This window comes from Ureaplasma zalophigenitalium (assembly GCF_025780055.1).
GTDB classification, from domain to species: Bacteria; Bacillota_I; Bacilli_A; order Mycoplasmatales; family Mycoplasmoidaceae; genus Ureaplasma; species Ureaplasma zalophigenitalium.
Genome location: NZ_JAOXHJ010000026.1, coordinates 1 through 560, shown reverse-complemented (window position 1 = coordinate 560; position 560 = coordinate 1). Strand labels below are relative to the sequence as shown.

General features: G+C 29.1%; 1 protein-coding gene. It reads left to right on the top strand.

Annotated features, from left to right (window positions below; genetic code table 4):
• Nucleotides 1-560: restriction endonuclease subunit S domain-containing protein (locus OF365_RS03200; RefSeq protein ID WP_465245902.1), on the top strand; the 560-nt coding region annotated here is incomplete at both ends.

Genomic DNA, 560 nt, shown 5'->3' with positions numbered 1-560 from the left:
CTTGAGAACAGAGAAGAGTAGGGGATTTAGTATCAACAATTCCGATTAGAATAAGAAATTATAGATTAGAAAGTATTGGTTATCCGATATATCAGCAAGGTGATTCTCCTATATATGGTTATAGTCTAAGTTCTAATTTTATAAATTATTCGGAAAAAACTATTCTGTTCGGAGATCATACATTCTCAATTATCAGACCTAAAACAAATTATTTTATAGCAAATGATGGTGTTAAAATACTATCAGTTAAGGATGTTAATAGTGAGTTTATGTTTTACTTAATTAAGCGTCTAAAGCCAAAGGTAATTAAATACAGAAGACATTTGACATATTTACTTAATAACTTAATAGTTACAACAAAAGAAATGGAACAAAGTTCGATTATTAGTTTTTTTGGTTGCATTGGGTTAGTTATATCACTTCTTCAGTGTAAGTTAGAAAAGCTAAAAAATCTCAAAAATACCCTTTTAGAGAAGATGTTCGCAGATGAAAAACACCCTTTTCCAAAGATCAGATTTAAAGAATTTACAAACGATTGAGAACAGAGAAGAGTGGGAGAT